Origin of the sequence: Endobacter medicaginis (genome assembly GCF_014192375.1) — a bacterium.
In the GTDB taxonomy this organism is placed as follows: Bacteria; Pseudomonadota; Alphaproteobacteria; order Acetobacterales; family Acetobacteraceae; genus Endobacter; species Endobacter medicaginis.
Window position 1 is genome coordinate 41,023 of record NZ_JACHXV010000014.1, and the last position, 12,221, is coordinate 53,243.

At 74.0% G+C, this 12,221-nt stretch carries 9 protein-coding genes; 6 read left to right on the plus strand and 3 right to left on the minus strand.

The genetic code is table 11. The annotated features are described in order from the left end of the window. Positions 1–35: 35 nt before the first annotated feature. From FHR90_RS13905 to FHR90_RS13915, 3 genes are read right to left on the minus strand one after another with little or no spacing between them, the layout of a single operon-like run. A complete protein-coding gene (locus FHR90_RS13905) occupies positions 36–1,790 on the minus strand; it encodes an ABC transporter ATP-binding protein (RefSeq protein WP_183275424.1) in 1,755 nt (584 codons plus the stop codon). A gap of 57 nt (positions 1,791–1,847) precedes the next feature. Beyond that, positions 1,848–3,116 (minus strand): CCA tRNA nucleotidyltransferase, encoded by a 1,269-nt coding sequence (locus FHR90_RS13910; protein ID WP_266153127.1) that lies wholly within the window; start codon positions 3,114–3,116, stop codon positions 1,848–1,850. Beyond that, positions 3,103–3,741 (minus strand): DUF1285 domain-containing protein, encoded by a 639-nt coding sequence (locus tag FHR90_RS13915; RefSeq protein WP_394367863.1) that lies wholly within the window; start codon positions 3,739–3,741, stop codon positions 3,103–3,105. The genes FHR90_RS13910 and FHR90_RS13915 overlap by 14 nt, the downstream gene beginning before the upstream one ends. 18 nt (positions 3,742–3,759) lie before the next feature. On the opposite strand from FHR90_RS13915, the gene FHR90_RS13920 reads away from it, so the two are divergent. The 6 genes from FHR90_RS13920 (at position 3,760) to FHR90_RS13945 (ending at position 12,162) form a co-directional block, all read left to right on the plus strand. After that, positions 3,760–4,806: an AAA family ATPase gene (locus FHR90_RS13920; protein ID WP_183275425.1), complete on the plus strand. Its 1,047-nt coding sequence runs from the start codon at positions 3,760–3,762 to the stop codon at positions 4,804–4,806. 20 nt (positions 4,807–4,826) lie between these two features. Further along, positions 4,827–5,822, plus strand: coding sequence for a DUF58 domain-containing protein (locus FHR90_RS13925; RefSeq protein ID WP_246330284.1), 996 nt, complete (start codon positions 4,827–4,829; stop codon positions 5,820–5,822). After that, a complete protein-coding gene (locus FHR90_RS13930; RefSeq protein ID WP_183275426.1) occupies positions 5,819–8,527 on the plus strand; it encodes a DUF4159 domain-containing protein in 2,709 nt (902 codons plus the stop codon). Before FHR90_RS13925 ends, FHR90_RS13930 begins: the two co-directional genes overlap by 4 nt. Continuing rightward, entirely contained in the window at positions 8,524–10,650 is a 2,127-nt protein-coding gene (locus tag FHR90_RS13935) for a VWA domain-containing protein (RefSeq protein ID WP_183275427.1), read from the plus strand. Before FHR90_RS13930 ends, FHR90_RS13935 begins: the two co-directional genes overlap by 4 nt. A gap of 121 nt (positions 10,651–10,771) precedes the next feature. Continuing rightward, positions 10,772–11,464, plus strand: a complete 693-nt coding sequence (locus FHR90_RS17670; RefSeq protein ID WP_176626397.1) for an ankyrin repeat domain-containing protein — start codon at positions 10,772–10,774, stop codon at positions 11,462–11,464. A 116-nt stretch (positions 11,465–11,580) separates the two neighbouring features. Then, positions 11,581–12,162, plus strand: coding sequence for a hypothetical protein (locus tag FHR90_RS13945; RefSeq protein WP_183275428.1), 582 nt, complete (start codon positions 11,581–11,583; stop codon positions 12,160–12,162). The last annotated feature ends 59 nt before the right edge of the window (positions 12,163–12,221 follow it).

Here is a 12,221-nt window from a genome sequence, read left to right on the forward strand (position 1 = left end):
CATGAACCGCCCGCAGCCGCAACACGGCGCAGCCTTCAGGCGGCGAGCCCCTGCGTGCGCACCAGCCGGGCGTAGATTCCGTCCGCCGCCAGCAGCTCGGCATGGCTGCCGATCTCCACCGCGCGGCCCTCCGCCATCGCCACCACCACATCCGCCGACCGCACCGTCGACAGGCGATGCGCGACGATGATCGTCGTGCGGCCCGCGCGCAGATGCGCGAGCGCCGCCTGCACCGACGCCTCGCTCTCCGCATCGAGCGCACTGGTCGCCTCGTCCAGCAGCAGCAGGCGCGGATTGCGCAGCAGCGCGCGGGCGATCACCACGCGCTGCCGCTGGCCGCCCGACAGCCGGCCGCCGCCGGTGCCGACACGCGTCGCGAACCCCTCCGGCAGCGCGTCGATGAACCCCTCGGCCGCCGCCGCCCGCGCCGCCGCGCGCACCTCCGCATCGCTCGCCCCGACCCGGCCCATGCGGATGTTGTCGGCGACCGACGCATCGAACAGCAGCGTCTCCTGCCCGACATAGGCGATCGCGCCCCGCAGCGAGGCCAGCGATACCGAGCGCAGGTCGTGACCGTCGAGCTCGATTCGCCCCGAGCGCGGATCGTGCAGCCGCGGCAGCAGCGACAGCGCGGTCGACTTGCCCGCCCCGGACGCACCCACCAGCGCCACCGTCTGCCCCGGCTCGGCGGCGAAACTCAGCCCGTCCAGGCCGATCCGCCCGTCGGGATAGTCGAACCGCACGTTCTCGAAGCGCAGCGCCCCGGGTCCGGCCGGCAGCGCCGGGGCCCCGAACGCGTCCACCACATCCGGCCGCTCGTCCAGCACCGTGAAGATCCGCGCCAGTCCCGCAACACCCTCCTGCACCGCGGAATTGAGCGAGCCCAGCGCGCGCAGCGGCCTCGACGCCAGCAGCAGAGAGGCCACGAACCCGGCGAAATCACCCAGGGTCGCTCCGCCATGCGCCGCCCGCCAGCCGGCGAAGCCCAGCACCAGCGCGACCGCCGTGCCGCCCAGCACCTCCAGCACCGGCTCCACCCGCGCACGACCGCGCGTCATCTTCAGCAGCGCCCTGTAGAGCGCGGCGAACGACGCATCCGCACGCGCCTGCTCGGCCCGCTCCATCCCGTAGGCCCGCACGGTGCGCGACTGCGCGATGCTTTCGGTCAGCAGGGCGGCGGTCTCGCCTACCCGCTCCTGGATGCCGCCCGAGGCCCGTCTCACCCGCTTGCCGATGCGCTGGATCGGGATCGCCGCGACCGGATACAGCACCGCCGCGATCAGGCTGAGTTCCCAGTCCATCCAGATCATCGAGATCACCAGCCCGACCACGGTGACGCTGTCGCCGATCGCGTTCACCGCCCGGATCATCGCCTCGCGGATCGTCACCGCATCGGTGGTGAAGCGCGCAGCCCACGTCGCCGGCGCCTCCGCCTCGATGCGCGCGATATCGGCGGCCATCAGATGCGCGAACATCCGCTCCTGCAGGCCGCGGATCACCACCAGCACCAGATCCTGCATCGCCACGGTCTGCCCGTACTGCGACGCGGCCTTGGCGCAGGTGATCATCACCACCAGCATCGGCACCTGGTACAGGATACGGGGATCCTGCGCGGCGAACATGTCCAGCGCCCGCTTGATCACCACCGGGTACAGGGCGTTGAACAGCGCCATCGCCACCGTGAGTGACAGCACCGCCGCGATCCGTCTCGGGTAGCGCAGGATTTCCTCGCGCCACAGCCGCCGCAGCAGGGTGGGTCTGATCGTCTTGGAGAGGGCGGCAGGCTGCATGGGGTCCCGATTAGCAGGCTGAGGCACCGTCGTCTCGGGGCTTTGCCCCGAACCCCATCAAGGGCTGAGCCCTTGAAACCCCTCCTTCAGGTCGTGGCGAAGCCGCTGGGCAAGCTCGACGAGGCAGTCGGGACGCTCCGGGCGGCAGCCCTGGCCGCGCCACCATCCGCGCATCCCGGCGAGGGCCTCGCCCACCTTCGGGCCCGGCGCCACACCGGCGGCCACCACGTCCGCGCCGTGGAGCGGGAATTCGGGCTGCGGCAGCGTCATCAGCCGCGTCCGCAGCGCGGCCCAGCCGGCATCCGGGGCGCCGCGCACCGCGGCCTGCGCCAGCCAGGCACGTCCGGCCAGCACCTCCGCCGGCTCGGCATCGCGCGCCGCCCGCAACGCATCGTCATCCGCCCCCGGCGACAGCGCCTCGCTGGCCAGCAGCGCCGCCAGCCCCGTTCCCTCCGCCCGCGACAGGCGCAGCAGCCCGGCAACACGCTCCGCCTGCCCGGGCCGCACCAGCGCTGCCAGCCGCACCAGAGCCGGCGGCGTGTCCGCATCGGCCGCCGCCTCGAGCCGCAACAGCAGCCCTGCGCCCTCGGCCCGCAATGAGGGTCCGAACAACGCGCCAAACACCCCCAGCCGCCCCATCAGCCCGACCACCGGCCCGATCGCCGGGGTCTCGAACAGCCGACGCAGCTCCGACCACACCCGCTCCGCCGACAGCGCGCTCAAACCGCCCAGATCGGCGCCGATCGCACCGACCGCCTCCGCATCCGGCGCACCCTCGCTGCCGAACCGGGCCAGGAAGCGGAAGTAGCGCAGGATCCGCAGCCGGTCCTCGGCGATCCGCTCCGCCGCCCGCCCGACGAAGCGCACCCGCCCGGCGCGCAGATCGTCCAGGCCACCGAAACAGTCGTGCACGACCCCGGCGCGGTCAAGCGACATCGCATTGAAGGTGAAATCGCGTCGCGCGGCATCCTCGCGCCAGTCGTCGGTCCACGCGACCGTCGCGTGCCGCCCGTCCGTCACCACATCGCGCCGCAGCGTGGTGACCTCGACCCGCTCGCCATCCACCATCACGCTGACCGTGCCATGCGCGAGCCCGGTCGGGATCGCCACCAGCCCCGCCGCCTCCACCGCCACGACCACCGCCTCGGGCGGCCGCGGCGTCGCCAGGTCGAGATCGACCACCTTGCGCCCGGCCAGCAGGTCACGCACCGCCCCGCCCACCAGCCGCGCCTCCGGCAGGATGGTCCACATCCGATCGAGGGCGGCGGCGGGCCCGGCCGGCAGCGCGCCCGTCAGATCGGGAATGTGAGGCTCAGCCGCAGCCACCTTCCGCCGGCCCCACGGGGAAAAACACGCCCCGGCTCCACACCCCCATGCAGGGGGTGCCGTCCACACACCCCGGCTGTGCGAGGGCGGCGAGCTCGTAATAGACCGGCCGCGACAGCCTGGCCTCGATCGGCTGCCCGCGTGACGGGCGCACGTCGATATAGGGCACCGGGGCCGAGCCGCACGCCGCCTTCAGCCGCGAGCGGTCGCAGCGCCAGTCCACGCGCAGCCGCCGCTCGGGGCCCAGCTCGACGATCTCGTCGATATTGGTGCGGAAGGTGAGTTCCTGGTCGCGCCCGGACCCGGTCCAGTTCATCTCGACGGCGATGAAGGGCGCGTCCTCGACCTCGATGTAGCCACGCTCGGCCGGCGTCTCCAGCCAGAACACGCCGTCGGCATCACGCTGCAACGCATGACCGAACAGACACACCATCGCCTTGCGCGCGATCGGCGAGCCCCGATACATCCACGACCCGTCGCGCCGGATCAGGAACGGCAGCGCACCGCATTCGTGCCGCTGTCGCGGCGCCGGAGCGGAGTCGGCGTCGCCCTGGGCGGGAGTGGGGATGCGATCGGCCTGCATGAATCCGATATGGCGCGCGTCGCGGCTTGATGAAACCCCCATACCTGCGACACTAGGCGCATGACGCTCTCCGCCGACCTCCAAGCCCAGCCCGTCAGCGCCGACCCCGTCGCCGCCGCCGACCGGCTGATCGCCCGCCTCGCCGAGGTGCGCGCCGCCATCGCCGAGGTGATCTTCGGCCAGCGCGCGGTGGTCGAGCAGACGCTCGCCTGCGTGCTCGCGGGCGGTCACGGCCTGCTGGTCGGCGCGCCCGGGCTGGGCAAGACGCTGCTGGTCGAGACGCTGGGCACCGTGCTGGGCCTCGACGCACGGCGCGTGCAGTTCACCCCCGACCTGATGCCCGCCGACATCACCGGCTCCGAGGTGCTGGACGAGGACGCGCATGGTCGCCGCTCCTTCCGCTTCGTCCCCGGCCCGGTGTTCTGCCAGCTGCTGATGGCGGACGAGATCAACCGCGCCTCGCCGCGCACCCAGTCCGCCCTGCTCCAGGCGATGCAGGAGGGTCGCGTCTCCGTGGCCGGCACCAGCCACCCGCTCCCGCAGCCCTTCCACGTGCTGGCCACCCAGAACCCGATCGAGCAGGAAGGCACCTACCCGTTGCCCGAAGCCCAGCTCGACCGCTTCATGCTCCAGATCGACCTCGCCTTCCCCGATGCCGAGGCCGAGCGCGCCATGCTGCTCGCCACCACCGGCGCGTCGCGGGCCGTCGCCCGCCCCGTGCTGGCCGCCGGCGAACTCGCCGCCGCCCAGGCGCTGGTGCGCGCACTGCCGGTCGGCGAGCGTGTGGTGGATGCGATCGTCGCCCTGGTGCGCAGCGCCCGGCCCGAGCCGGGCGGCGATGCCGAGGCCATCCGCCTGCTCGCCTGGGGCCCCGGCCCTCGCGCAGCGCAGGCGCTGATGCTCGCCACGCGCGCGCGCGCGCTGCTCGACGGGCGGCTGTCGCCCAGCCTCGAGGATGTCGACGCCCTGGCCGGCCCGGTGCTGCGTCACCGCATGGCGCTGAACTTCGCCGCCCGCGCCGAGGGCGCCTCGCTCGATGCGCTCATCACCCGCCTCGCCGCGGCGCAGGGGCAGTATGAGGGCCATATCCGCCGCACCGCACGCTGACCGGGCGCGCCTTTCCCCCGATGAGCGGCCTGTTCTCCCGCCTGCGCCCCGCCCGGCCGGCCCCCATGGCCCCGCCCGCCGCCCGCGCGCCCGGCACCCCCCCCGACCTGCTGGAGGCCGAGCGCCTCGCCGCCGCCCTGCCGGTCCTGTCGCTCGATACCGCCCGCATCGCGCCGCGCTCGGGCCTTGGCACGCATGGCCGTCGCCAGGCCGGCCATGGCGACAGTTTCTGGCAGTACCGCCCCGTGCTGCCCGGCGAGCCGGTCACCCGCATCGACTGGCGGCAGTCGGCGCGCAGTGAGCGCGCCTTCGTCCGCGAGACCGAACGCGAAGCCGCGCAGACCGTGTGCCTGTGGTGCGATCCCACCCCCTCGATGCACTGGCGTTCCGACCCCGGCCTGCCTCGCAAGTCCGACCGCGCCGCCCTCCTCGCCCTGGCCGCGGCGGCGATGGCGCTGCGGGCCGGCGAGCGCGCCCGCGTGCTCGGCCCCGCCGGTGCGACCGCCGCCACCCGCCAGCGCCTGCCGGTTCTCGCCGCCGCCCTCGCGGCCCTCCCCGCCCACGCCACCTTCCCCGACACCGCGCTTTCCGACACGCCGCGCGACAGCCTGGTGCTGCTGTTCGGCGACTTCCTCGATCCGGTGGAGCTGTGGGAGCACCGCCTGCGCACGCTGATCGCCCGCCCGGCCCATGCCCTGCTGGTCCAGGTGCTCGACCCTGCCGAGCTCGAGCTCCCCTGGCAGGGCCGCGTGCGCTTCGAGGGGCTGGAGGGCGAGCCCGCGCTGCTGGTCCCCCGCGCCGGCGACCTGCGCGCCGCCTATGCCGACGCGATCGCCGCACACCGCGCCGCCCTGGCCGGCACCGCCGCCCGCTTCGGTGCGCGCCTGCTGCTGCATCGCACCGACCACCCCCCCGAGACCGCCCTGCGCACCCTGCATCTCGCACTGTCCGGCGCTCCCGCAATCGGGGGTCCGGGGCCTCAGTCCCCCGCAGGTGCAGGACAGCGCCCTGCATGAGCTGGACCTCCCCCTGGCTGCTGGCGGCCCTCGCCGCGCTGCCGCTGCTCTACTGGCTGCTGCGTGCACTGCCGCCGTCGCCGCGCGTGCAGGATTTCCCCGCCCTGCGCCTGCTCGCCGGCCTCGCTCCGCCGCGCGAGACCGTCGCCCGCGCCTCGCCGTGGCTTCTGGCGCTGCGCATCGTCGCCTTCGGCCTGCTCACCATCGGTCTCGCCGGCCCGCTGCTGCACGCCGATCAGGGGCCGCAGGCGACGATCGGCCAGGCCGACACGGTGATCGTCATCGACAACGGCTGGGCTTCGGCCGCCGACTGGACGGAGCGCCGACAGGCCGCCGAGGCCGCGATCGCCACCCTCGAGCGCACCGGCCATGACGGCTGGCTGCTCGGCAGCGCCGATCCCGTGCCCGCCGCACGGGCCGCATCCCCGCCGCTGCCCCCCGCCACCCTGCGCGGCGGGCTCGCCGCGATGCACCCGCAGGCCTGGCCGCCCGACCGCGCCGCCCTCGCCCGGCGCCTCGCCGCCCTGCCGGCCTCCGCCTCGGTGCTCTACCTGGCCGATGGCGTCGCCACGGGCGACGACCCTGCGCTGAACACCGCGCTGCGCCGCTTCGCGCATCTCGTCACCCTGCGCGACCCGGCCGCCGATCCGCTGCTGATCGGGCCGCCGCGTACCAGCGCCGACCGGCTCGAAATCAGCCTGCTGCGCCTGCCCGGCCACGCCCGGGCCCGGCGCATCGAGGCCCGCGACGAGGACGGCGGCACTCTGGCCACCGCCACCTCGGATGCCGGCAACACCGCCGTCTTCGCCCTGCCCGCCGAGCTGCGCAACCGCATCGCCCGGCTGGTGATTCCCGGTCTCGGCGCCGGCGGCGTGCGCCTGCTCGACGAATCCACCCGCCGCCGGCCGGTCGGCCTGCTCGGCACCGAGACCGAGGATACCCCGCTGCTCGGCCGCCTCTATTATCTGCGGCGGGCACTGGCTGAAGGCAGCGAGCTGCGCGAAGGCGATCTGTCCAGCCTGCTGTCGCGCGAGCTGTCGGTGATCATCGCCCCCGACGGCACCGTCGCCTCGCTGTCGGACTCCGACCGCAAGCGCCTCGCCGCCTGGGTCGAGGCAGGCGGCATGCTGATCCGTTTCGCCGGCCCGCTGCTCGCCTCGCATGCGGGCGACCCCGCCGACAGCGGGCCGGAGGCCGCCCCCGCCTTCTCGCCCGCCGACAGCCTGCTGCCGGTGCCGCTGCTCGGCGGTGCGCGCGAGTTGGGCGGCGCGATGTCGTGGGAGACCGCCCAGAGCCTGGCGCCATGGCCCGCGACCTCCCCCTTCGCCGGCCTGCCCGCGCCCGCCGACGTGCGCATCCGCAAGCAGGTGCTGGCCGCGCCCTCCGGCGCGCTGGACGCGGCGAGCTGGGCGCGGCTCGCCGACGGCACGCCGCTGGTCACCCATCTCGCCCTCGGCCGCGGCCAGCTCGTGCTGTTCGCCGTCACCTCCAACGCCGACTGGTCCGACCTGCCGCTGTCGGGCGTGTTCCCGCTGATGCTGCACCGGCTGATCGAGCGCGCGACCGGTTTCGCCACGCAAGGCGACGCCGGCGGCCGGGCCCTGCTCGCCCCGGCGCTCAGTCTCGACGGCAGCGGCAGCCTCGCCACCCCGCCGCCCGGCGCGCAGGCGCTGCAAGCCGACCGCTTCGGCCTGACCCCGGCCACGAGCCTGCATCCGCCCGGCCTCTACGGCCCGGCCAGCGCCCGCCGCGCGCTCAACCTCGCCGACACCCGCGCCGCCCTCGCGCCGCAGACCCTGCCGGGTCCGGGCGAGAGCCTCGCCGCGACCCGCGCGACCGCCAGACTCGGCCCCTGGCTCGCGGCCATCGGCCTCGTCCTGCTGGCGATCGACCAGCTCGCCGTCCTGGTGCTGCGGGGCTGGCGACCCTGGCGCCGGGGCGCGGCCATCGCTCTGGTGCTGCTCGCCGCGATCGCTCCCGCCCATGCCCAGACCGCACCAACCCAGGACTCGCCCGAGCTTCCCCAGGGGGCCCTTCACACCACGCTCGCCTACATCCGCACCGGCGACCCCGCCCGCGACGAGACCCTCCGCGAGGGCCTCGCCGGCCTCGCCGCCTACACCTCCGCGCGCACCTCCGCCGCCATCGCCCCCCCGGTCGCCGTGACCCCCGGCATCGACGACCTCGCCTACTACCCGCTGATCTACTGGGCGGTGGACGACACGCCCCCCGCCCCGAAGGCGATCGCCGCGCTCAATGCCTATCTCGCCCATGGCGGCATGCTGCTGATCGATTCCCATGCCGGCGACGCCGCGCTGTCGCCCGAGGCCCTGCACCGCGCCACCGACGGGCTCGACATCCCCGCGCTGGCGAAGCTCGACGACCATCAGGTGCTCGCCCACACCTTCTATCTGCTGCACGACTTCCCCGGCCGCTGGGCCGACGCGCCGGTCTGGATCGCCGCCGCCGCGGTCTCGTCCGAGGACGGCATCGTCAGCCCGGTGGTGATCGGTGCGGGCGGCTGGGCGCAGGCCTGGGCGGTCGATGCGCAGGGCCAGACCCCGTTCGCCGCCATCCCCGGCGGCGAGGACCAGCGCCGCACCGCCTACCGCTTCGGCGTCAACCTGCTGATCTACGCCCTCACCGGCACCTACAAGGCCGACCAGGCGAAGGTCCCGGCACTGCTCGAACGGCTCGGCCAATGATCTCCCCCCTCGCCCGGACCTCCGTGCAGTTCGCCCTGCTGCTGCCCGTCTGGGCGCTGGCCCTGCTCGGCGTTCTCACCGCCCTCGCGCTGGGCGCAGCGCTTTGGCGCCGCACCCCCGGCGCGATCCTTCGCGCCGCCGCCGCCTGCGTCATCCTGCTGTGGGCCAGCGGCCCGCAGATGCTCGCCGAAACCGTGGGCAAGCTGCCGCAGACCGTGCTGCTGCTCACCGACCGCACCGCCTCGATGTCCTTGCGCCAGCGCGCCGCCATTGCCGACGCCACCGCCGCCTCGCTCGCCGCCGAACTGCCGCCCGACACCCGCCTGCGCCGCGTCGACATCCCCGCCAGCCCCACCGGCGGCACCCGCCTGTTCGCCGCACTCGAATCCGGCCTCGCCGACATCCCCGCCGGCCAGCTCGCCGGGGTCGTCGCGCTCACCGACGGCCAGGTCCACGACGCCCCCGCCCAGCTCCCCGCCCGCCTCGGCGCCGGCGCCGGCCAGGCGCCGCTTTCGGTGCTGATCCCCGCCGCCGGCGAAGAGCACGACCGCCGCCTGCGCATCCTCGAGGCCCCGCCCTACGCCATCGTCGGCAAGGTCGCGACCATCCGCGTGCAGATCGACGATCTCGGTCCCGACCCCGATCGCGGCGCCACGGCCGAGCTGCGCGTGCATCGCGCCGGCGGTCCCGACACCGCCCGCAGCGTCGCCGTCGGCGAGCCGCAGACGCTGGAGGTGCCGATCGACCATGCCGGCCCGACCCTGATCGAACTCGAGGCAGCCCCGCTGCCGGGCGAGGTCTCGGACGTCAACAACCGCGCCACGCTGCGCATCAACGGCGTGCGCGACAAGCTCCGCGTGCTGCTGATCTCGGGGGCGCCGAACCAGGGCGAGCGCGTCTGGCGGCGCCTGCTCAAGGCCGACCCCTCGGTCGAGCTGGTGCATTTCACCATCCTGCGTCCCCCCGACAAGGACGATCTCACCCCGCTGAGCGAGCTCGCGCTGATCCAGTTTCCGGTGCGCACCCTGTTCCAGGACAAGATCGACCAGTTCGACCTCATCATCCTCGACCAGTTCGACGACAGCACCCGCCTGCCCGACGCCTACCTCGCCAACATCGCCGACTTCGTCCGCCAGGGCGGCGGGCTGCTGATGACCGCCGGTCCGGAATTCATCGGCCCCGGCAGCCTTCAGGACACCCCGCTCGGCGATATCCTGCCGGTGCATGTCCCCGTGGATGGTGGTCTGCACGAGCAGCGGCTGGTCCCGGAGCTCACCGAGCTCGGCCGCCGCCACCCCGTCACCGCCGACCTCCCCGGCGTCACCCCGTCCGGCACCGACTGGGGCCCGTGGTATCGCGAACTGCTCGGCCAGACGCCGCGCGAGGGCTCCGAGACCCTGATGAGCGGCCCGACGCCGGAGGGTGGCCGCACACCCCTGCTCGTTCTCGACCATGTCGAGCAGGGCCGCGTGGCGATGCTGCTGTCCGACCAGATCTGGCTGTGGTCGCGCGGCGAGGGGGGCGGCGGCCCGCAGGCCGAGCTGCTGCGCCGCCTGTCGCACTGGCTGATGAAGGAGCCGCAGCTCGACGAGGAGCAGCTCGACGCCGCCATCACCGACGGCACCCTCACCGTCACCCGCCGCTCCGCCGCCAGCTCGCCCGTCGAGACCGTGCGCGTGCATCACCCCGACGGCACCGTCACCCCGCTCCCCCTCGCCGCCACCACTCCCGGCACCGCCACCGCGACCCTGCCAGCCGCCGCACCCGGCATCTGGGAGATCGAGGACGGCACCCGCCACGCCTGGGCAGCGGCAGCCGAGTCCGACGCGCTCGAGCTGTCCGACCTGCGCGCTACCGCCGAGCGGCTCGCTCCGCTCGCGCGCGGTGCCGCCGGCAGCCTCCATTTCCTCGGCTCCGACCCGGCCCATCCCGCCGTCCCCGCCCTGCGCGTGGTCGGCCCCGGCGACGCGGCCGGGGGTCCGGGCTGGATCGGCCTGCGGCCCGGCAATGCCACCGCACTCACCGGCGCGCGCGCCACGGCGCTGCTTCCTGCCTGGGTCGCGCTGCCGCTGGCGCTGCTGCTGCTGATGTGCGGCTGGTGGCGGGAGGCGCGCCGGAGCTGAACGCCGGTCACCTCACCTGCCGCATCGCAAAAAATCACGCTCCTGTGAGGAAAAATTTGACGCGAGGGGTCAAAATCGGCTTCCTGCCAGCCTGATTTCGCCCGACCCGGACTGGACCACGATGACCGCTCGCTCTGCCCTGCTGGCCGCCTGCCTGATCCCGGCCCTGGCCGCCACACCGCTCTCCACGGCCCTCGCCCAGAGCGCTGCCGGCACCACCACCACCTCGCCGAGCGGGGATGCCGCGCCCGCACCCAGCTCCGAGCCGGCGCCGATCAGCCCGCTGTCGAGCCCGCAGAACCAGCCGCAGCAGAACCCCGACGACGACAAGGACAAGAAGCCCGCGCCCCCGGCCGCCCTGCCTGGCGCGATGAGCGCCACCGATGCCGCCCCGGCGACGGTGTCGGCCAAGGACATGGACCCCAACACCGCGCTGTTCGATGCCGTCAACCGCGGCGACATCGAGGGCGCGAAGGACGCGCTGAACCGCGGCGCGGATCTCACCGCCACCAACGCGCTCGGCCAGACTCCGATCGACATGTCGATCGATCTCGACCGCCACGCCATCACCTTCCTGCTGCTGTCGATGCGCCAGGGCGGTGCCGCCACCGGCGCGCCGGCCGTCGCCTACGCCGCCGACAACGCCCCCGCGAAGCACGGCCACAGGAAGGGTCACGCGACGACGAAGGCCGCCACCGAGGACGAGACCAGCCTCGCCGACGCCGCCGACAACAACACCCCGCGCGTGCGCACCATCGCCGCCGGCGGCGGCACGCCGCTGCCGAGTGCCGGCTTCCTCGGCTTCGGCCACTGAGCAGCCTGCGTCCGGACGCGCCTGGAACGACCATCTGACCAGTCCAGACACGTCCGGGACGGTGTCTTGACCTTTGCAGACTCCTCACACCTCAAATGAGGAGGATTCTGCGCAAGGTGCCGATCGAGACGGTTCTGCCGCGGATCGATCGGGCGGGGTTTCTCGGCGGCGAGGAGGGGGTCTGCGCGGTGCTGCCGGCGGGGCGTTTCCCGATGCCGGAGATCATCTCACCGGGGCATGAGCGCCACACCCTGCCGGTCCAGCGGCCGGTCGGCATGCCCGCCCAACCGGAATCCGGGCTGCCGACCTCCATCGCCTGGCCCGAACTCTCGATCGCACGACTGCGCGACGTGCTCTGCCTGCCGGGCGGCCTCATCCTCAAGGGCGACCACGTGCTGCTGGAGAGTTTCTCCGCGCCCTGGGAATCGGGCTACCATCGCCACCTCGCCGCGGAGGACGATCGTGGCGATCTATGGAGCGTTGCGTCCGCATCGCTGGCCGAGCCGCTGCCGGTCGCGGCCCCGATGCTGCATCTCGACTATCAGCACAACGGCTTCATCGGCCATTTCTACATGGACGCACTGTCCCGCGGCTGGGGCGCGATCTACGGCCGCGCCTGGCTGGGCCTCGATGCGCTGCAGACGCCACTGTCGATCGTCAGGCCTGTACCGCCCGCAGATTGTGAGACACCGATCTGAAGCCTACGCGGCGACGGCCGCGAGTGGAAGCTGCGCGGCGCGGATTGCGGCCGGTGGCC